At 41.2% G+C, this 20,789-nt stretch carries 11 protein-coding genes; 3 read left to right on the top strand and 8 right to left on the bottom strand.

Going from position 1 to position 20,789, the window contains the following annotated elements:
- Positions 1–3 precede the first annotated feature (3 nt).
- The gene (gene rpoB / locus AC1RRY_RS00545; RefSeq protein WP_492819044.1) at positions 4–3,861 is read right to left on the bottom strand and encodes a DNA-directed RNA polymerase subunit beta; all 3,858 of its coding nucleotides are present in this window, start codon (positions 3,859–3,861) and stop codon (positions 4–6) included.
- Positions 3,862–4,424: 563 nt separating this feature from the next.
- Between rpoB and AC1RRY_RS00540 the strand changes: the two genes are divergently transcribed.
- Complete coding sequence (locus AC1RRY_RS00540) at positions 4,425–5,630, top strand: RsmB/NOP family class I SAM-dependent RNA methyltransferase (RefSeq protein ID WP_492819046.1); 1,206 nt, start codon at positions 4,425–4,427, stop codon at positions 5,628–5,630.
- A gap of 95 nt (positions 5,631–5,725) precedes the next feature.
- Here the strand turns inward: AC1RRY_RS00540 and AC1RRY_RS00535 are convergent, their stop codons facing one another.
- Positions 5,726–6,169, bottom strand: coding sequence for a thioredoxin family protein (locus AC1RRY_RS00535; RefSeq protein ID WP_492819048.1), 444 nt, complete (start codon positions 6,167–6,169; stop codon positions 5,726–5,728).
- 169 nt (positions 6,170–6,338) lie between these two features.
- Here AC1RRY_RS00535 and AC1RRY_RS00530 point away from each other — a divergent pair, with 169 nt between their 5' ends.
- Positions 6,339–7,742, top strand: a complete 1,404-nt coding sequence (locus tag AC1RRY_RS00530) for a serine hydrolase domain-containing protein (RefSeq protein WP_492819050.1) — start codon at positions 6,339–6,341, stop codon at positions 7,740–7,742.
- Between the two features lie 168 nt (positions 7,743–7,910).
- Here the strand turns inward: AC1RRY_RS00530 and AC1RRY_RS00525 are convergent, their stop codons facing one another.
- Positions 7,911–9,623, bottom strand: a complete 1,713-nt coding sequence (locus AC1RRY_RS00525) for a DUF6089 family protein (protein ID WP_492819051.1) — start codon at positions 9,621–9,623, stop codon at positions 7,911–7,913.
- 231 nt (positions 9,624–9,854) lie between these two features.
- Positions 9,855–11,942: a S9 family peptidase gene (locus AC1RRY_RS00520; protein WP_492819053.1), complete on the bottom strand. Its 2,088-nt coding sequence runs from the start codon at positions 11,940–11,942 to the stop codon at positions 9,855–9,857.
- Positions 11,943–12,198: 256 nt separating this feature from the next.
- Between AC1RRY_RS00520 and AC1RRY_RS00515 the strand changes: the two genes are divergently transcribed.
- Positions 12,199–13,680 carry a M28 family peptidase gene (locus tag AC1RRY_RS00515; protein ID WP_492819055.1) on the top strand — a complete coding sequence of 494 codons (1,482 nt, stop codon included), beginning with the start codon at positions 12,199–12,201 and terminating at the stop codon, positions 13,678–13,680.
- Positions 13,681–13,838: 158 nt separating this feature from the next.
- Here AC1RRY_RS00515 and AC1RRY_RS00510 read toward each other — a convergent pair whose 3' ends face one another.
- The 4 genes from AC1RRY_RS00510 to AC1RRY_RS00495 all read right to left on the bottom strand — a co-directional run bounded on the left by AC1RRY_RS00510 (position 13,839) and on the right by AC1RRY_RS00495 (position 20,596).
- Positions 13,839–14,231 carry a MerC domain-containing protein gene (locus tag AC1RRY_RS00510; protein ID WP_492819057.1) on the bottom strand — a complete coding sequence of 131 codons (393 nt, stop codon included), beginning with the start codon at positions 14,229–14,231 and terminating at the stop codon, positions 13,839–13,841.
- Between the two features lie 189 nt (positions 14,232–14,420).
- Positions 14,421–19,166 carry a hypothetical protein gene (locus AC1RRY_RS00505; RefSeq protein WP_492819059.1) on the bottom strand — a complete coding sequence of 1,582 codons (4,746 nt, stop codon included), beginning with the start codon at positions 19,164–19,166 and terminating at the stop codon, positions 14,421–14,423.
- 40 nt (positions 19,167–19,206) lie between these two features.
- Positions 19,207–20,028: a 50S ribosomal protein L11 methyltransferase gene (gene prmA / locus AC1RRY_RS00500; RefSeq protein ID WP_492819061.1), complete on the bottom strand. Its 822-nt coding sequence runs from the start codon at positions 20,026–20,028 to the stop codon at positions 19,207–19,209.
- A 43-nt stretch (positions 20,029–20,071) separates the two neighbouring features.
- Positions 20,072–20,596 carry a DUF2911 domain-containing protein gene (locus tag AC1RRY_RS00495; RefSeq protein ID WP_492819062.1) on the bottom strand — a complete coding sequence of 175 codons (525 nt, stop codon included), beginning with the start codon at positions 20,594–20,596 and terminating at the stop codon, positions 20,072–20,074.
- Positions 20,597–20,789 lie beyond the last annotated feature (193 nt).

The raw sequence follows: 20,789 nt of genomic DNA, 5'->3' as shown, positions 1-20,789 counted from the left end.
TGCTTATTGCAAGGTAATCTCTAGTGCCAAGCCTCTCAACTCGTGTACTAATACGTTGAATGACTCAGGGATGTTAGCTTTCGGAAGGTTTTCACCTTTTACGATAGCCTCGTACGCTTTCGCACGGCCCACCACGTCGTCAGACTTAACAGTCAATATCTCTTGCAGAATATGAGATGCACCGAAGGCCTCTAGTGCCCACACCTCCATCTCTCCGAAACGCTGACCACCGAATTGTGCTTTACCACCCAATGGTTGTTGTGTAATAAGAGAGTATGGTCCGATAGAACGGGCGTGCATTTTATCATCAACCAAGTGACCCAGTTTCATCATATACATGATACCCACCGTAACTTTCTGGTCAAATGGCTCACCTGACAATCCGTTATACAACTGAGAACGTCCGAATGGTGGTAATTCTGCTTCTGCCAACTCTGCTGATACCTGTTGTTCGGTGGCACCGTCAAAGATTGGCGTAGCATATTTACGACCTAACTTACGACCCGCCAGACCCAATACAACTTCATACAGCTGACCGATGTTCATACGAGAAGGTACCCCCAGTGGATTCAACACGATGTCCATCGTTGTTCCGTCAGCAAGGAATGGCATATCTTCGTCACGTACAATTCTGGCAACAACCCCTTTGTTTCCGTGGCGACCAGCCATTTTATCACCCACTTTCAGCTTACGCTTCTTGGCAATATAAACTTTGGCAAGTTTCACGATACCTGCAGGTAGCTCGTCTCCTACTTCTAATACGAATCTTTCACGTTTGAATCGGCCGATTACCTCACTACGACGTGCCAGGTAGTTTTTGCAAAGCGCAACTATCAGTCTGTTCATATCAAGGTCTTCTGTCCAACCATCCAGAATCACATCACCCAAAAGGTTTACTTCTTCAGGTACGTTGTACTGGCTTTCATCCACGTAGTTATTTTTATCCGGGAACAAGTTATTGGCAATATTCGAACGATTGAATTTCACACCCTTCGATATCAGCTCATCACCGAATTTATGTTTTACACCCGCCGTAGTTTTGCCATCAAGCAATTCTACGATTTTATCCAACATTCTTTCACGCAGTTCAAGCAATGCCTTGCTATGTTTTTTCATCAAGGCTTTCAATTCTTCTTTGTGTTTCGAACGCTCTTCTTTACTTGGGCGCGAGAATAATTTTGTATCGATAATCACACCGTCCATTGATGGCGGCGCTTTTTTCGAAGCATCTTTCACGTCACCGGCTTTGTCACCAAAGATAGCGCGCAATAGTTTTTCTTCCGGTGTTGGGTCTGACTCACCTTTTGGTGTAATCTTACCAATCAGAATATCTCCTTCCTTTACTCTGGTACCGATACGCACAATACCGTTTTCGTCAAGGTTTTTAACGGTTTCTTCCGAAACGTTCGGAATCTCAGCCGTTAACTCTTCTTCTCCACGTTTGGTATCGCGCACTTCAAGTTCATATTCTTCAATATGGATAGAAGTGAAAATATCTTCACGTACCACTCTTTCAGAGATTACGATGGCATCCTCAAAGTTATACCCTTGCCAAGGCATGAAAGCAACCAACAGGTTACGTCCCAGTGCAAGTTCACCGCCCTGAGTAGCATATCCTTCAACCAGAATCTGTCCTTTTTTCACTTCCTGACCTTTCAATACAATCGGACGGATGTTGATACAGGTATCCTGGTTGGTACGACGATGCTTAATCAGATCGTATGTAGTAAGGTTTGTATCGAAGCTAACCAGATTCTGTTCTTTGGTCCAGTTATAACGAACTTTAATTAAGTTGGCATCAACAAATTCAATCACCCCATCTTCTTCTGCCACTACTAAAGTACGTGAGTCACGAGCCAGACGGCCTTCCAGACCTGTACCTACAATCGGAGCTTCAGGACGTAACAATGGTACGGCCTGACGTTGCATGTTTGAACCCATCAGGGCACGGTTGGCGTCATCATGCTCAATGAAAGGAATCAACGATGCAGCTACCGATACAATCTGATTAGAGGCAATATCCATGTAGTCGATTGAATCCGGCGTTTTCATCGGGAAGTCCCCTTCGTAACGACATTTCAAAGTATCTACCAGGAAGTTACCACCTTTGTCTACATCGGCCGTTGCCATGGCAATGTTTTTACCATCTTCTTCCTCGGCTGTCAGATAAATCAGTTCGCTGGTTAGTTTACCATTTTCAATTTTCAGGTAAGGGGTTTCAATGAAGCCCATACTGTTGATTTTGGCATAGGTACAAAGCGACGAAATCAGACCGATGTTCGGACCCTCGGGTGTTTCAATGGTACACAAACGGCCATAGTGGGTATAGTGTACGTCACGAACCTCGAAACCGGCACGCTCACGGCTCAAACCTCCTGGTCCTAAGGCAGACATACGACGTTTGTGCGTAATCTCGGCCAATGGGTTGGTCTGGTCCATGAATTGTGAAAGCTGGTTGGTACCGAAGAATGAGTTAATAACCGACGAAAGTGTACGGGCATTAATCAGATCAACCGGTTTGAAATCTTCGTTATCACGAACGTTCATACGTTCTTTGATGGTACGTGCCATACGAGCCAAACCTACACCAAACTGGGCATAAAGCTGCTCGCCTACTGTACGCACACGACGATTCGATAAGTGATCTATATCATCGACTACCGCCTTAGAGTTAATAAGGCTGATCAGGAACTTAACAATCTCAACAATGTCTTCAGTTGTTAATACACCTGTCTCCAAAGGAGTAGTCAAGTTCAATTTAGTGTTTACACGGTAGCGACCTACTTCTCCTAAATCATAACGTTTGTCAGAGAAGAACAAGCCCTGGATAATCTCACGGGCAGTTGCCTCATCAGGCGCTTCGGTGTTACGCAACTGGCGATAGATTTGCTCAACGGCCTCTTTTTCAGAGTTTGAGCTATCACGTTGTAACGTATTATAGATAATGTTAAATTCTGAAACGTTGGCGTCTTCGCGGTGCAAGATAACCGACTTTTGCTCAGTACTTAAGATGATGTCAATATCACCTTCAGAAATAATAGAGTCACGCTCTAAGATCACCTCGTTACGGTCGATTGAAACTACCTCACCTGTATCCTCGTCTACGAAGTCTTCTGTCCAGGTTCTCAACACGCGCGCAGCAAGGCGGCGGCCGATAGCTTTGGTTAAGGCTTCTTTTGTACCAGGAATCTCTTCTGAAAGACCAAACAGGTTCAGGATCTCTTTGTCAGAGCCAAAACCAATGGCGCGAAGAAGTGTAGTTACAGGGAATTTTTTCTTACGGTCAATGTACGCATACATGACGTTGTTCACGTCAGTAGAGAACTCTATCCATGAACCCTTCATCGGAATCACACGGGCAGAGTATAGCTTGGTTCCGTTGGTATGCTTGCTCATAGAGAAGAATACACCCGGAGAACGGTGCAACTGAGATACGATTACGCGCTCGGCACCATTGATAACGAAAGAGCCTCTTTCGTTCATATAAGGAATATTGCCCAGGAATACTTCCTGCTCGATTGTCTCGAAATCCTCGTTGTCGGCGTCATTACAAATCAAACGTAATTTCGCTTTTAAAGGTACTGCGTAAGTAAGACCTCTGTCGATACACTCATCTACCGAATACTTCGGTGGGTCGATGGTATAATCAACAAACTCCAATACGTAGTTCTCGCGTGAATCGGCGATTGGGAAGTTTTCAGCAAACACATTGTAAAGCCCTTCTTTTTTGCGGCTTTCGGCTGGTGTGTCAATCTGGAAGAAATCCTGAAACGATCTTACCTGCACATCCAGAAAATCAGGATAATCTATGGCAGGGAAAACAGTTGCAAAACTTTTTCTACCGGTTACAGTAAGACTCAAGGCTTTGAAAGTTTTAAGTTTATAATTTTTTTAACTACATACTGTTTCATACGAGCAACAAGCTATGACAGACTCCTGAGAGTAAGGTACTTACGCCTATAAAACCAGCTGAAAATATATATTTCGTAGTGAAGAAAATAATTGCCCCTGTGCAACTGCCCTACGTGAAACAAGTTGTGTATCGGACAAAAACCTCATGAATGATAAGCGTTTTTAAAGAGAGTATCGCTAAATAGGGTGCGAAGTTATATAATATAAACTGAAATAACAAATTCTTATTGTAGAAATGTTTGTATTATTTATAAATTTTATTTATCCGCCTGATTTTCAGCTATTCCCCATTATCTACATTTCAGTGAATAAATTCACTGGCTATGTAAACAAACGTTTTTAGTTTATGAACGCTGCCTTAAGTCGGTATTCTTATGAGAAGTATTCCTTTGTTTAATTAGACCTCGAATTTATCCGGGGAATGAATGTCTACGAAAAAACCACTTTCCTATTTCCTCATCCGATAAAAAAGCCTGACCTTTGTACTTTTTCTTATCATAGATATTGAACAAATGAAATACCATAGAGTATTGGTCGAAGCCATTGTGTATGCGCTGCAACAGATTTTTATAGAAAACCGTCAAGCCGACAAAGTAATTGAATACGTACTGAAATCGAATAAAAAATGGGGTAGCCGAGACAGAGCTTTCATTGCAGAGAATACTTATGAAATTGTGCGGTGGTGGCGGTTGCTGGAATTTGTAACGCAACTCTCCGGCACACAGGTTACTGAAACTGCCCGGTTCTGGCAGATATTCGGTGCCTGGCGTATATTGCAGGGAGATAAACTACCCGACTGGCAGGAATTGGCCGGGCTGAATCCGAAAACAATTACGGCACGCTATGAAGAAGCGCAACAAACCAGAAAGATAAAAGAATCGGTACCGGACTGGATTGACGAAATCGGAGAAAAAGAATTAGGTGCCCAATGGAATGCCGAACTGCAAGCCATGAATCATCAGGCACCGGTGGTATTGCGTACCAATACGCTTAAAACCGACGTAGCCGGGTTACGAAAAAAGCTCAACGAAGCCGGCATTGAAACCGAAACGCTTCCAGATGCTGATGCGGCATTGGTCTTGAAAAAACGAGCCAATGTTTTTTCGACTGAGGCTTTTAAAAACGGGCTTTTTGAAGTGCAGGATGCCGGAAGCCAGCTGATAGCACCTTTTCTTGACGTAAAACCGGGCATGCGGGTAATAGACGCCTGCGCAGGCGCCGGAGGTAAAACACTACACCTGGCAACACTAATGGGAAATAAAGGCCGCATTATTGCTATGGACGTGGAAGACTACAAACTGCAGGAATTGCAAAGACGCGCCCGTCGCAACGGCATTGGCAATGTGGAGACAAAACTGATAGAAACAAAGACCATTAAAAGACTGAAAGAAAGTGCGGACAGACTTCTACTCGATGTGCCATGTTCAGGACTCGGAGTTTTAAGAAGAAATCCTGATGCCAAGTGGAAGCTGAAACCTGAGTTTCTGGAAAATATCAGAAAAACCCAAAACGAAATCATCAGTAATTATTCAAAAATGCTGAAACATGGCGGAAAGATGGTCTATGCTACCTGTAGCATTTTACCCTCTGAAAGTGAAGAGCAGGTAAAGAAGTTTCTCACTTCCAATACAGATTTTGTGCTTATAAACGAACAACGCACGTCTCCTGCCAAAGACGGCTACGATGGCTTCTATATGGCCTTGCTAGAGAGAAAATAATATCAGATTGGGCATCAATCAAAAAAGAGTAGCACTCACTCGTGCTACTCTTTTTTGATTACAATTATATGCTTCGCCAATGGCTGGCAATTCTATTATACTTTCTTTTTTGCAGTGGTACGTTTTGCAGTGTTAAGCAACTGATTTGCTTCGGTATATCCTAAAACTGATTGTACTACTTTCCCGTTATTAGGGTCAATAAAGAATAAGGTCGGATACCCCTGTACTTCATAAATGCTTGATAGCCTCACACCCTCACCTTCTTCCATATCAACCGCTACATTCACAAAGTTCTGATTGAAGAATTCTCCCAATTCCTTATCAGGAAACACTTTCACCTGAAGCGCCTTACACGGACCACACCAGGTTGTGTAGGCATCCATAAAAATAAGTTTTTTCTCTGCTTTAGCTTTTTTAATTATTTCTTTCCACGAAGCTTTCTCTTCAAATTTAATCCCGGTAGCAGAAGAAGCGTGTTGGGCGAAGGTTGATAAACTAAAGAATAGCCCAAGGGTAGCCAACAATAACTTTTTATTCATTTGTAGAAATTGATTTGAAATTTTATACAAGAATAACGATAAAATTTGTGGTTTTAGTTTCTTACAACAAAAAAACCGGATTTCACATTAAAATACAATAGCCTAATGTAAAGTTTTACTTTGAGATGTACTGATACTATCCGAAATTTAAGGTATAAACACATACTCTATGAAAAAAACACTCTTCCTTATTATGCTGTCTTATACAGCTTTTGCACAATCTAATCAAAGTAAAATTGACTCTGTACGGTTGTTGCTTCAGAAAGCTTTCAATGAAAAAAATTCTACTAAAATTTACGAGTACACCGGTGAGTCATTCCGGAAACAGGTACCTGAAACCGAAATAAAAAGAGTAATTACTCAGCTGAATAACGAATTGGGTTTATGGCAATCGTCGGTATTTCAGAAAAATGTCGATGGGGTTGCCTATTATAAAGGCGTTTTTGAAAAAGCTAATCAGAATATTTATATAGGATTAGACCAATCCGACAAAATCACTACGCTCCTTTTCCAACCATATACGGGCGACAAACCCAAAAAGGATTATCAGGTGGCAACCGACAACCCCATGAAATCTGTTCTTGACTTGCGCGTTGATAGTCTCATAAGGCCATACATTCAGTTAAAACATACTGCCGGCATAGCTGTGGCAATCATTAAAGACAGAAAAGTATACTTCTATAACTACGGCGAAACCGAGAAAGGCAAGCATCAATTGCCTGACCCTGATAAAACTCTATTTGAAATCGGCTCAATCAGCAAAACTTTTACTGCGGTTCTACTGGCCGATGAAGTAATCAAAGGCAGCATGTCTCTTAATGACCCTATCAGCAAATACCTGCCCGACTCTATTCCAAATATGGCTTATAAAGATGTTCCTATTACACTTAAAACCTTGTCTAATCATAGTTCGGGGTTTCCCCGTCTGCCAATCAACCTTTATAAAAAAGGTGACCCGGCCGACAATCCATATAAAAATTACGATATGCCACGCATGCTTGCTTATCTGAAAAATTTCAGGCCGTATCGTGAAGTAGGTATCAACTATGAGTATTCCAATTTTGCGGTTGGCTTGTTGGGGACTGTAATAACCCTACAGAATGGTAGGTCATATGAACAACTGCTTGCTACATGCATAACCACTCCTTTGAAAATGAAGCATACTTTTGTTACCATTCCTGCCGAATACGCCGCCAATTTTGCACAGGGCTATAACGAAAAAGGAGAGGCTACTTCTGCCTGGGATTTAAACACCCTTGCAGGGGCAGGAGGTATACGCTCTACGGTTAATGACCTGATTAAATATCTCAATGCAAATATAGACAAAGCCCCTGACAACCTGCAAAAAGCCATAGATTTGACCCATCAGATAACTTTTGAGAAAGGTCAGAATAGGATTGGTTTAGGCTGGCACATAAGTAAAATCAAAAATAAAACTATCTTTCAGCATTCAGGAGGAACAGGGGGATTCAGAACGTTCGTTGCTTTTGATAAAACCAATAAAACGGGTATAGTAGTATTATCTAATACTGCAGAAGAAGTGGCTCCCATTGGATTTGAACTATTGAAGTAAAAAGACAATCATCAATAGTTGGGATTGTTACAGATAACCAAATACCTTCTGGCGTTTCGTCGATATTTAAGTTTATTTACAGTCTTCTATCTTATCAGGAGTAAAAACAAAACCCCGGATACACATTGTGCGTATCCGGGGTTTATTTATTTAAGAATTACTTCGGTATTATCTCAACTGGAACTCAATACGAGTGTTGGTTTTCTTACCATCTGCATTCGTATATGGAGTAGACGGATCTTCATCACCTCTACCTTCGTAAGTCATACGGGCTTTGCTGATACATTTCTTTCTCAAGAAGTAAGCATATACTGCACAGGCACGTAATTTAGCTGCACGAAGATTAGCTGCAGTGCTAGGACCATCGTTGTATGCTACTACGGCCAGCATGCTATCAGGACATCTTTGTAGTAAAGTACAAACGCGATCCAGTTTTTTGTATGATGTCGGTTTCAGTTTATTTGTACCGCTGTAGAATTCGATTCCCTGAGCTGCTAAGCTAAGTTCATCCAACTCTTCTTTAGAAATTGTACAACCGCTCAATGTTCTGTAACCCGGAGCCAGGCCGTTTACGTAACCTTCAGGGCAACCATCGTTAGATTTCAAACCAGCCAAATCAGGGCATTTGTCTTTGTCGTCAGCTACACCGTCACCATCGCGGTCAGGGCATCCGTTGGCAGAAGCAACACCAGCTACTCTTGGACAAGCATCATCTTTATCAGGTATACCATCACCGTCTGAGTCAGGACATCCGTTCAAAGAAGCAGGTCCAGCTTCGTTAGGACAAGCATCATCTTTATCGGTTATACCGTCACCATCTGTATCAGGACAGCCTCTTAATGCTTTCAAGCCAGGAACATCCGGACAAGCATCGTCTTTATCAGCTACACCATCTTTATCTCTGTCAGGACAACCTTGCAAAGATGCAAGACCCGCTATAGTAGGACATGCGTCATCTTTGTCAGCTATACCATCACCATCTGTATCAGGGCAACCTTGTAGTGCGATTGGGCCGGCCTGAGTAGGACAAGCATCATCTTTATCAGGAATACCGTCACCGTCAGTATCAGGACATCCCTGGAATTTACGCAAACCTTTTTCATTCACACAGGCGTCGCAACGGTCTACTACACCATCCTTGTCAGTATCTTTATCACCGAAGCGATACGAAACCAATATATTTCCTACGGCATATCCGTCATTATATGGTTTGTTGGTCACAAGGCTGGTTGTTGCCCGGCTCGTTCCGTCCAGATAATCAGAGAATGCATAACGGTATCCGATTTCAAGACCAAGTGTCCATCTTTCAGCAACATTATATTTTGCACCAATACCGAATGGAATTGTAAACGCCGCCTTTTTAAGATTGGCTTTGTCTTCGTCCATCCATGCCTGAAGCGGAGGCGCAGTAGCACCAGGTTGAACTGTTACTGTAGGATTAGTAAAAGCTCCACCGATTCCACCGAAGATATAAGGTGTGAAGTTTTTCTTAAAAACACCATCGCAGAAGTATTTACGCTCTCCGAAAGGATAAATTTCAGCAAGTAAAGCGGCTTCTGTTAATGGAGAAGTAGATTTCAAACGGCGGTAATCCCATCTGCCGTCTGGTTGGTCCAAATCGTTTCCGGCTAAACCACCAAAAAATACCTGACCTCTCAGAGCAAAATAGTTACCGAGGTGTCTGCGTACAAATGCACCAACCATCGGGCGGTTTTGTGAAAGATAAGATGCATCATATTGCAAATCGCCGTAGCTTTGGTTAACTCCGACCAGGAGACCAGCTTCCCATTTATATGGTTTGCAAACTTTACAGGTGTCTTGGGCTTGCGTTGTCAGTGTAAAGACGAATAACGCCGCAAATAATAGTATTGCCTTCTTCATGTTGGGGAATTTTTTTTGTTTAATCTAAATAAAACTGTTATAAAAAATTGGACTAAATAATATATCAGGTCACAATCTGTTCGGAATATGCTGGCAAATAAAAAACAAAATGTTAGAAATTTCTAAAAAATAAGCTCCTTTTTTTCGAAAATGTGATTAATTGGTAAAATCGCCTATTCATTACCTTATTTTATATTGTTAAAATACAAACTAAAAAAGTATATAAATGTTTTAAGATAAAATACCTGCCATATCTATCAGAAACGCATATTCTTTAGCAATTAACCTTATTGAAGCAAAACGACCGGACGCTCCTCCATGCCCTGCTTCCATGTCAATATACAACAGCAGTATATTGCTGTCTGTTTTGAGTGTACGTAACCTTGCCACCCACTTGGCAGGCTCAAAATATTGCACCTGCGAATCGTGTAGCCCCGTTGTTACAAGCATGTTAGGGTAATCCTTTTTCTCAATGTTATCGTATGGTGAATACGAGAGCATGTACTCATAAGAACTTCTGTTCTTAGGGTTCCCCCACTCTTCAAATTCTCCGGTGGTTAATGGTATGCTCTCATCAAGCATAGTAGTTACAACATCTACAAACGGTACCGCCGCAACTATGCCTTTATATAATTCCGGTTTAATATTAATGATGGCACCCATCAATAAACCTCCGGCACTTCCACCCATAGCAAACAGTTTATCTGGGCTGGCATACTTATTGGCTATCAGGTATTCAGAGCAATCGATAAAATCAAAGAAAGTATTTTTTTTCTTAAACATTTTACCTTCGTCATACCATTCCCTCCCCATTTCCTGTCCGCCTCTTATATGTGCAATGGCGTATACAAAACCCCTGTCGAGCAGGCTTAGGCGCACCGAACTGAAAGTGGCATCAGTTGAGTATCCATAAGACCCGTACGAGTATTGCAGCAAGGGAGCTGTACCGTCTAATCTTGTATCTTTTCTGTATACAATAGAGAGTGGTATCCTTGCTCCGTCTCTTGCTGTTACATAAACTCGCTCGGATGCATAATTGTTTTTAGAAAAATCACCTAAAACCGCTTGTTGCTTTTTCAGGTCTCCGGTTTTGGTGTCGAGGTTATAGTCGAAGGTCGAACCCGGAGTAGTGAGCGATGTATATATATAACGTAGAATATTGGTATTGAAGTCCGGATTCGCACCTATGTAGGCATCATAGGTGGGTTCACTAAATTCAATATAATGTTCTCCAAGCGTTACCTGGTTAATAACCCGTAATTGAATTAAACCCTCTTTTCTTTCCTGAAGAACCAAATATGTTGTAAAGACTTCGATAGATTCCAGAAAAACATCTTTTCTATGTGGTATTACTTCTTCCCATTTTGTTTTATCGGCTACTTCATTTTCTTTTACTTCCATCAATTTAAAATTGAGGGCCTTTTCCTGATTCGTTTTGATAAAGAATTTATCATGGAAATGCTCAATACCATATTCATGCCCGTGTTGTCGCTCAGCAAACACTTTAAAACCTTCCATTGGTTTTGAAGCATCCAATAATCGATACTCTGTAGAAACCCCGTTATGATCACAGTTAATGGCAATGTATTTTTTTGATTTCATTCTATACAACCCCATATAAAACTGGTCGTCGGTTTCTTCATATACCAGGACATCTTTTTTTACGTCAGTCCCTAATTCATGTCGCCATACCTGATACCCCAACAACGTTTGCTGGTCGCGCAGAATATAAAAGAATGTTTTATTATCGGCTGCCCATGCATAGCTGCCTCCTTCGGTATTCTTTATCTGCTCTTTATACAATTTTCCTGTTTTCAGATTTTTAAACCTGACCGTATAATTACGCCTGCTCACGGTATCAACACCGTAGGCCATTACCTCATCGTTATCGGTAATTTCGTAGCCACCTATGCTGAAATACTTCTTGTTTTTGCCCAGCTTATTTCCATCCAGTAAAATTTCTTCCGGTGCATCCAGGCTTTCTTTTTTCCGACAATAAATCGGATATTCTCCTCCTTCTATATAACGTGCATAATAGAAATAACTTCCGTCTTTCACGGGCACAGACTCATCACGCTCCTGAATGCGGCCCTTCATTTCATGAAAAAGCTTTTCTTCAAAGTCCTTAACGGGAGCCATTACCTGATCCAGATAGGCATTTTCAGCATTCAGGTAGTCAATTACTTCCGGATTCTCTCTTTCATTAAGCCAATAATAATCATCTATACGGGTGTGTCCATGGACGGATAGTTCTTTAGGTTTCGTTTTCGCTACCGGAGTAGGTATGCCGGCATGTACCATCTGTTGTCTTTTACTCATTTTATTAATGTCAGTTTTTATAATAAATACGGTTAAACAAGTAATTGTTTCACTTATTGATTACTATTAATTAATACGATTTTGTCTTTTAATGCAGGTGTTCGTTTGTACATTTAATCATTCGCTGGTTTGATTTCGGCGTACATTTTAATAACACGTAAAAAAATGGTTTTTTATTCGACAAATAAAAAAATACGATTTTTATACCTAATATTACGCGTCTAAACTAAATGAATTAAAAAAAAATTACAGGTAAATGAGCAAAAGAATTTTATTTCTGACAGTTATTATAAGCATCTCGTTGTTTTCAGCTTTTACTTTACCGAAAGACGAGTTGGAAGAAATTTTTACCAGAATCAACGAAGATGTTCTGACCAAGGGTCGTGCTTATGAAACATTGGGTGAGGCCACCTCTTCCATTGGCCACCGGCTTACAGGAAGCCCTAATGGAAAACAGGCTGAAGATTTTTCTTACAAATTATTGAAAGAGTACGGATTTGCCGATGTAAAGTATATGCCGTTTGAGGTAGAATCATGGGCAAGAGATACGGTGAGCCTATCAATAGTGCCTAAAGGTAGTGATAACTTCCGTGACGTAGAAGTAGTAGCGTTGGCGCACTCTCCGGTTTCGTCGCACCTAAAAGGACCAATTGTAGACTGTGGCGACGGTGTGGAGTCTGACTTTGAAAAAGTGAAAGACCAGGTAAAAGGTAAAATTGCCTTATTCAATATCAATCTTCAATTGCCGGAAAACAAAGGCAAGAAAAACCTGCACCGTTCAGAAAAAACAGCACTGGCTATTAAATACGGCGCTGCGGGAGTAATTATTGCCAATGCAGTTGAGGGAGGCGTATTGCTTACCGGAACGGCTTCTGTTACTGGAGCGCTGATTCCTATTCCGGCTGTTTGTATTTCAGTAGAAAGCGGAAAAGCGATTCGTAAATGGATTAGCGAGGAACCCAACCTGCTGGCAGTGATTGACATGCAGAATTTCAGCCGGCCTATCAAAGCCCGCAATGTGGTAGCTACACTACCGGGGAGTTCTAAAAAACATAGAGATGATAAGATTGTAATCGGAGGGCATCTGGACTCGTGGGATCTGGCTACCGGAGCAATGGATAACGGCATTGGCTCGTTTACTGTTATGGATGTAGCAAGGGTTTTTCAGGCTTTGAAATTAAAACCGAAAAGAACTATAGAATTTGTGCTTTTTATGGGTGAAGAACAAGGCTTGCTAGGCTCAAAGGCATTGGTGAAGAAATATAAGGACGAAGGAAAACTGGATAAGATTCAACTGATGATGAATCTGGATATGGTTAACAATGCCCGTGGATTCAACGCCATGGGGCGCCCGGAACTAAGAGCATTCTTTGATGAAGTAGGTAAGAAAATCAGAAAAGTTGATTCCAGCTTTACCAATACTAATCCGAATGCCGCTGGTCTGCATTCTGATCACCAGCCGTTTATGATTCAAGGGGTGCCGGTTTGTTCGCCATCAGGAAGTTTTCCTATAAAAGCCTATAATTGTTATCATGCCAATTGCGATAGTTTCGACCTGATCGACAAAAAACAAATTAACAATAATGTGCGCTTTACAGCTATGATGCTGTATGCTTTGGCCAATGCCGAAACTCTGCCTGTTAAGAAAATGAATGACGACGAAACCAAAGAGTTTCTGATTAAACAGAATCTTAAAAATGAGCTGATTATCGGTAAAGACTGGCGCTGGAAAGAGTAAGATTTATAATCATAAGAAGGCTCTCACTTGTGTGAGGGCTTTTTTTATGCGCATTGGTATCATTTTCTGAAATAGCAACAGAAGCTACGCAATATCATTCAATTGATATAATAGCTAAAACAAAAGTATAAATGACGAGACGGGGAAGAAACTATCAATCAATGCTGGTGGCTATGGCAGGCCCGTTTGTGAAAGTACCAGTTCAAACCATAAGCAAGGGCCATTAATAAACCGCCTGTTACATTAAAAACTGTTTCGTAGGTATTAGAGACAAAGAAGATTCCTGAAATATTGAAGAACAAAGCAAAGCATAATAAGGTAAGCGGCAGGAGATTCCGATGATTCTTATAATCTTTCTTTAATAAGTAAACGGCAAGGCCGGCGCTTATTCCAATCAAGAAAAACTCTGATTTTTCGCTGATGGCATTTTTACTCAGATATGGCAAGGATGTAAGTATAAAAGGCATAGCCAGACAATGCACCATGCATAGTATAGACAGCCACAGACCTACTTTATTGAGATTATGATAATGAGTGAAAATTTTTCGCATACTCCGTGTGAAATTGTATCACCGAAACCCTGATACAAATATAGAACAAATATGCAACATGATTGCAATTGTTTTAGTTCAATACCGGAGATTATTTCAGATTTCTACAAGAGTTACAATCACCCCTATTTTCAATTATTCAACCATACAAAAAGGGGCGACATTTATTCGCTGCCAGCCCCTGTCCTATTAAAATCCTTCTTTTTCTGCCTCTTTTTTCTTGTCGTCTTTTTTCTGTGTTGCCTCTTTAGGTGCTTCTGCCAGTTTTTTAGGGTCGGTCTTGTTTAATTTAGGTTGTTCTTTTATACCTCTGTAGGTTTCCAGAAATAACTTTCTGAACAGCACCGCTTCAGAAACATCAACCCCAATAACCTGATACCCCTTGTCTTTTTTCTTTTCGCCCTTAGTTACCAACGCATTGAAAGAGTCGTCAGAAGAAACAATTCCCATCTCACTTTCTTTATAGCCCATGTAATACCAGCTCTCAGGAGACAATTCTATGAAAATATAAACCTCATCGCCAGTAACCGGGTTTTTGCGGATCTCAACGTATCCATCAACTTTGGCATTGATATCCGTCTCTCCGATATTCGAAATACCTAATTTCCCTACACTTCTGAAGGCATTTTGCTTAGGCTCCCAGGCCAGTTGTAAATCACTGAAAACAACAGTGTTGATAAACTTAGGTGAAAACTTAAATAAAGGCACGTACTCTTTCGCTGAGCGTAATTTATAATCCTCAATATCCTTGTCGCCAACAATATATGTAATCTTAGAAATCAACTCGGGCGAATTGAGCTCAATGGCTGCTTCGTTAACACCTAAATCAAGATTAGTTTTCACAATTTTGCCTGACATGTTGGCTAATACTGGCTGAGCAACCGGGAAATTGACCAGCATCATGGTATTGAACAAATGCCTGGCGGAATCGAGTCGTAATTTGCCAAAACCCGATGTCTGCATATATTGCGACAGGTCTTTACTCAGCAGATTGAATTTACCTTCCAGATTTACTATGCCCTTATCTTCTAACAGTTCATATCTATTGATAGCCTTTGCTTTTTCGTCATCAGGTTTTATGCTGAATAACTTATTGGGTTCGTCGCGCCGTAATACCCCGGTACTAACAAAAACATCCTGATCTTCTTCGGTTTCTTTAGGTGACAAGAAAGTTGGATACAGTCCGTTTGTTGAGGTAGTAGTTCTGAAATGCAAACCCGCAAAAAGCAGTTCTTCGTTGCTCTTCAGGTTTTTATCAACGGTAATGGTTACTTCTTCTGACTTATCGCCTTTATATGGAATCCAATAGCCGCCCAGTTTGGGGTATTTTTTCAATACAGGCAACACGAAACCATCCATTGTGAGGTTCTTGACCGGAGCCGACATGGAAATTTCGCCCTGATAAATAATTTTAGGCGATAAATAGACACTGTCGCGCTCCTTCACGGTAGCATGTGCAAATGTTGAATACCCCTTTTCTTTGGTTTTCTTTCCATCAGGCCCTGCCGCTAAGCGTACTTCACGTGATTCAAAATCACCCATTTTTATATTGAATGTGTCTTTTTTTACATTCACAAACTGATAGGAAGCGTCGCCAATAAACTTGCTTTTAGATAGAATCTGGATATTACCGTTGCTCAGGTTATGATAACCATTCAATGTATCAATAGTCAAGCGGGCATTCTTGAAAGGTAACATTTCGGCTTCTCTGCGAATAGCCACCTGGCCTTTATCAGGCATAATCCTTGCATCTGCCGACTTAATAAACGGCACTCCACCGATATTGAATGTCATTTGCTCAATATCATATACGGCCGAACTTCCGTTAAAAGCAAGACCCTCCTGAGCCGGATTAGTAGAGGCAAACACAGCCGTGGCTACATCGCCTTTCATGCTTATCTGCTTTTTCTTGATGTTCCAGTCAGCTCTGCTTATATTGGTTTTGTATGCCGCATAAGGGAAGTCTAACGACGACTGTCTTGTGGTATCGTTGAAGCTACTGCCCTCATTACTTACAATGTTTACCAGGCTAGTGTTGATATTGAAATTAACATCTACATTTTTAGCCAATAAAACTGCTTTTAAAGATGGCGCAGTCGGCTTGATTTTAAATTGTGAGTTATCAGCAATAAAGCCTTCTTTATTAAATTTAAACTGCTCTGATTCTGTTTCAGAATCAGCACGAATCAGTTTGCCTAAACCATAAAGGCCGGGTTTTCTTAGCAGCAATTTACCTTTTAAAGAGGACGAACCCTCATAAAAATCGAAGCCTATGTTTGAGGCAATCACCATTGAATCGGCTTTAGGTATCCATTTCAATGTGTAATCGTTAACATCTACTTTAGGGAAATAGGATCCGGGTTTTGCGGTTTCAACTATCTTACCCTGTTTACCTTTAGCGGTTAAGGAATCAGTAAAGAAGCTTATTTCATTAGAGGTGAGTGTAGCTGCCAAATGGTTGATGTCTCCAACGGTACGTAAACCCTTACCATCCATTACGAGCTCAGAAGCAAACTTAACCGAGGTTTCGTTGCCGTATATCTGATATTTGCCGCCGGGCACTTTGTGGGAGAAACCGATGGTGGTGTCAGGCATAATCGATAACTTTTCTTTAAAAGGCTTAAATATGTTGCCCGAATAGAAAGTACCATTGAATTCCATCGATTTTACATTCAGGCTATCAAAGTCAATTTTCGGAACCTCAAAGCGAACCTCTCTGTTATACGCTTTTTTACCCCGGGAAGCCTCATCAAAATAAACAATAACACCTTTATCTATTTTAAGAATCGGATACTGCGGCAAATAAACCCTACCTGATTTATTATCCGGTTTATTTAGATACACCACCCCCTGGTTATCATATTTAAACATACCGCCTATTTCTTTCCGCCCACCTTTAGCGTACACATCCGGTGGTGTAAAGGTTATAGAATCTATTTTGGGCAAAGTGAGCATGTATTTTTCGTAATCGAAAACCAGGTCTTTACCCGAAAAACGATAGTTTTTAGCTTTCAGCTGACCATTAAAGGAAAACGTTCTGTTTTTGCTTACTTTCACAATGCCGTCATAAGGTAACACGAAGGCTCCCAATGAGTCACTCAGATTAAAACGTCTCACCCCTCTGATTACCAAAGTTTTATCGGTTAAATTGAGCGAAGCATTAGCAGTAGAGTCTTTGCTGCTGCCATAGAGAGACGGTATCAGGAAATCGTCAAAATCCTTTTTGCCCAAATTGGCAGCCACATAATGCTGCCCTTTAGTAGTGATATTATATAAGTCGGTGGTAGGATTATAAAATAAAAACCCATGTTGCTCGGCCAATGCAAAACCCGACTTCAGGGTCTGAGCAGATACTCTGTTATTATTGTAAGCTGCAACCTCATGCGCACTGAAGGTCGGTTTATTGTTTTTCTGCGCGAAATTAGACGCTACCAGCAAAGGATTAAACGAGCCACCTCCACTAAGCCCTATTAACCGCTGAGAGTCAAAGAAATCGAGCGATTCAAAAAATGCCGGAACCTGGGTTCTGCCGGATACAATGTAGAAATCCATTTTTCCTTCGGCGAGACTCCACCGCATGGCATCACATCTGATACCCAACTGATGGTATGAATTGAGAAACAAGGCATCCTTATAGCTGCCTGATTCTATTTTGTTCAACTTTAAGAGGCCGTCCGCAGGTACATAATTAAGCCGTATAGCCGGATGATAGATGGAGTCTTGTCCGATATAGGTTACGAAACTGGCTACCTGGGCATTGATGAACGAATCATTGATTTCAAAACGGGTACTGCTGGTTTTGAAAGCTACTTTTCCATCCTGTTTTACGGTTATATAAGAATAGCTGTTTTGTACCGAAGAGGAGAAAATCCTTTTGCCTATCATTGAAAACCCGCCTTTGTACTCAACGCTCTTATCAATATTCTTGATAAAGGCATCATTCTGATATGACATGAAACGCGGATAAGTAGACTGGATATTTTTGGCACGTTTTTCTCCCTTAAATTCAAGTACACCTTTAATAGGTGCAGTAAGGCGCTCGGTATATGTAAGTGTTGCTTCTCCTGCCGTAAACCGCGGATTTCGTATGTCGAAGGTATAGTCGGCGAGTACTGCAACTATTTGTGGCATACCGAGGTTCTCCCATGTGATGCTCCCTCCTTTACCCACAAAGGTACCTTCTTTTAAAGCGATTGTACCCGAAGTCTTCGATACCGTAACTGAATCGCTGGCAGTAGCTATTATTAGGTCTGTATTATTGAGTTCCAGAGCCACTCCCCCTAAAACCGGCATTGTTTTTTTATCGAAGTTTTCCCAGATCTTACCGGCAGCGGCCGTTGTTTCTGCAAGATTTGATGCACCCCAGCCATCATCTTCTTTTTCTTTCGGGTCTTCTGCTGGGGTAGTAGTTGGTGAGGCGGTTGTGCTTTCCTGATTTTTCTCTAAAAACTTAAAGTCGAAAGTACCACCCAGGGCATACAAACGATTAAACCCTGATGCGTAAATTCTTCGTTTCTCAAGAAAGTCCTTAAAAGACTCAAAAATCCGGGTGGCGGTTTTCAGGTCATATTGTTCAACTGTCTTTTGCGCTACAATAAGCAGATTATCAAGCCGGGTATTATCAAATTTTTCCTGTTCAATCACTTTGTCTATGATCAGGAACAGATAATAAAACTGCGCCATCTTATGGCCTTTCTGTCCCATTTTCTTTGTCGTACCCATCAATACCGCCTTCTGTTTGTCAGTGAAGCGGCTTGTCCAGTACGACTCGAATTTATCGCCCATGGCGATGGCAATGGCGTTTTTATCTGCCCCCATCACTGCCTTGATTTCGCTGATAAAGGTTTGTGGGTTATCCGACAACCTGATTGATTGTGCTTTTGCAGAAAACGACAAAAGAATACCACAACAGAAGATAATAGAAAGATGCCGCATAGGAGAAAGAACTGCGAAGTATTTTCGCCTTTTAAATTTACTATTTAAAAACGACGGCCGCCCAGTTATTCTTGCTCAGTTGTGCTATTTTTTTTAGCCCGACAGATTCGGCAACTGTTTGAATATCAGCTATATCTTTTTCATAAAAGCCGCTTACAATCAGTTCTCCTCCCGGAGCCAGAAAATTAACATATGCCGGTATCTGATTAAGCAGAATATTCCGATTGATATTGGCCAGTATAATCTGGTAAGTATCCCGGGGTTCATCTTCTATCGTTCCTTGTCTTACACTTACATTGGCCACGTGATTCAATCTGATATTTTCAAGGGTATTTTCTACCGACCATTCGTCAATATCAAAGGCACTGATATCGCTGGCGCCGAGTTTAGATGCCAGTACTGACAGAATACCGGTTCCGGTGCCTACATCCAGCACTTTTTTGCCGGTATGAGCAATAGTAAGCTGATGTTCCATCACCATAGAGGTAGTTTCATGATGGCCGGTACCAAACGACATCTTCGGAGTAATGATGATTTCGTAAGGAAAATCCGGTTTGGGGTCGTGGAAATCGGCCCTCACAAAAATCTGTTCGCCTATCTGAATGGGCTGAAAATTCTTCTCCCACTCTTCGTTCCAGTTTTGTCTGACTATCTTTCTGAATTCATAAGAAATGGCCGCACGTCCGGCATAATTCTCAAGCATTTGCTTCACAGCCATGTCATCAAAAATCTCTTCCTGAACATATGCTTCCAGCCCGTCGTCGGTTTCAACAAACGATTCAAAACCTAATTCCGCCAATTCTGCCATCAGAATTTCAACAAAATCGGCCTCTATTTGCAGTGTTAATTCTATGTAATCCATGCCGTAAAGTTCGGAAATTCTTCTGACTAACAAAGCATTTATGTCAAAGTCTCACAGGTACTCTTACTTCTGTGTTTTCCCATTGCAAAACCATATCACTACCGCCTGCAGCCGGTGCAAAGACAATTTTCAACTGTTCAACTGTCTCTGTTGTTTTGCCCGCAGGTACATCTACCCGCAGCACATCTTTGGTTTCGTCATATTGCGTACCCCACTGTCCGGTTTGCCCGTTCAGCACGATTGTCCAGGTGTCAGTACCCGGAATCGTCCATAGGGTATAAGTACCTGCTTTTAAAGGTTTGTCTGCAATTTTTACATCCTGTTTTACCTCGAAAAGTGTCGCTTCATTGGCGCCCGTTCTCCATACTTTACCATAAGGCACTAACTGGCCGAAAATAACCCGGTCTTTCCTATAAGGTTGGCAGTAGTCAACCTGAACTGTCAAGCCGTTCTGGTCGAATCGGGCAGTATCGGCTGGGCTTTTACTTTTAGTATAAGCCATATAACCAAAAAAGGCTATTACTAGAATAACCACCGCGAAAAGAATAACTTTAATGCTTTTATTCATTATTTCTAAGTTTTATGATTAAAATATTGATTGTAGTACCAACGAAAAGTTTAGGATTGGTATAAGGCCAATGTAAAGGGTTTTATCAGTTTTTGTCTTCTGAAAAATTAAATAAAGTTTTCTTCTGTTTTCATTTCAGAAAACGGCAATTTTGCGGGGCAGATACTTTATACATTTTTTATACTATCTACCG

It is taken from the genome of Emticicia sp. GW821-FHT11C11 (genome assembly GCF_058808615.1).
The sequence above is the reverse complement of the archived record's forward strand: the minus strand, read 5'-3'. Positions and strand labels throughout refer to the sequence as shown.

Bases quoted from the DNA above. Each gene is read 5' to 3' on its own strand.
- AC1RRY_RS00520 (WP_492819053.1), bottom strand. From the start codon at position 11,942: ATGAGTAAAAGACAACAGATGGTACATGCCGGCATACCTACTCCGGTA.
- AC1RRY_RS00540 (WP_492819046.1), top strand. From the start codon at position 4,425: ATGAAATACCATAGAGTATTGGTCGAAGCCATTGTGTATGCGCTGCAA.
- AC1RRY_RS00530 (WP_492819050.1), top strand. From the start codon at position 6,339: ATGAAAAAAACACTCTTCCTTATTATGCTGTCTTATACAGCTTTTGCA.
- AC1RRY_RS00535 (WP_492819048.1), bottom strand. From the start codon at position 6,169: ATGAATAAAAAGTTATTGTTGGCTACCCTTGGGCTATTCTTTAGTTTA.
- AC1RRY_RS00525 (WP_492819051.1), bottom strand. From the start codon at position 9,623: ATGAAGAAGGCAATACTATTATTTGCGGCGTTATTCGTCTTTACACTG.
- AC1RRY_RS00495 (WP_492819062.1), bottom strand. From the start codon at position 20,596: ATGAATAAAAGCATTAAAGTTATTCTTTTCGCGGTGGTTATTCTAGTA.
- AC1RRY_RS00505 (WP_492819059.1), bottom strand. From the start codon at position 19,166: ATGCGGCATCTTTCTATTATCTTCTGTTGTGGTATTCTTTTGTCGTTT.
- AC1RRY_RS00510 (WP_492819057.1), bottom strand. From the start codon at position 14,231: ATGCGAAAAATTTTCACTCATTATCATAATCTCAATAAAGTAGGTCTG.
- AC1RRY_RS00515 (WP_492819055.1), top strand. From the start codon at position 12,199: ATGAGCAAAAGAATTTTATTTCTGACAGTTATTATAAGCATCTCGTTG.
- prmA (WP_492819061.1), bottom strand. From the start codon at position 20,028: ATGGATTACATAGAATTAACACTGCAAATAGAGGCCGATTTTGTTGAA.